We start from the raw sequence: 508 nt of genomic DNA, 5'->3' as shown, positions 1-508 counted from the left end.
TGATGAAGCCGTGCAGGGCTTTCAGACGCTTGAAGTCGGTCAAAATCAAACGGTAACCATTAAAGGTCAGCAAGCTATTTCCATTGGTAAAAACCATCAATTAAACGTCGCCGATAACCAGCAAATTACCGTGGGTAAACATATCACGATGCACTCTGAACGCGGGCAAATCATCATTGGGAATGCAGGCGGGCAGATAGTCATTGATCCAATGGGCAATATCCGTATCGAAGGGGTCAGCATCACCATGACCGACCATATCACCGGCAAGAAATCCGCCGGCGCGCTGTTTGACTACTCCGCCCGCTATACCCTGCTCAGTGAGCAAAGCGATAAGCCGCTGGTGAATGTCCCCTACACCATTACCACCGGCGATGGTCAGGTCATCCCGGGTAAAACTGACGCGCTGGGCAGAACGGTGACTGTGCAGAGTGCGGCGGAAGAAAATCTGCAACTGCATTCACCGGAAGCAACACCCAAGCCGAAGCAAACCTTATACCGGGCCAGC

At 52.2% G+C, this 508-nt stretch carries 1 pseudogene; it reads left to right on the top strand.

Annotated features, from left to right (window positions below):
* Positions 1–508, top strand: a pseudogene (locus AAC155_RS24320) (type VI secretion system tip protein VgrG); the annotation flags it as partial.

The sequence above is a fragment of the Photorhabdus sp. HUG-39 genome (assembly GCF_963878365.1).
Taxonomy (GTDB): Bacteria; Pseudomonadota; Gammaproteobacteria; order Enterobacterales; family Enterobacteriaceae; genus Photorhabdus; species Photorhabdus kayaii.
The sequence above is the reverse complement of the archived record's forward strand: the minus strand, read 5'-3'. Positions and strand labels throughout refer to the sequence as shown.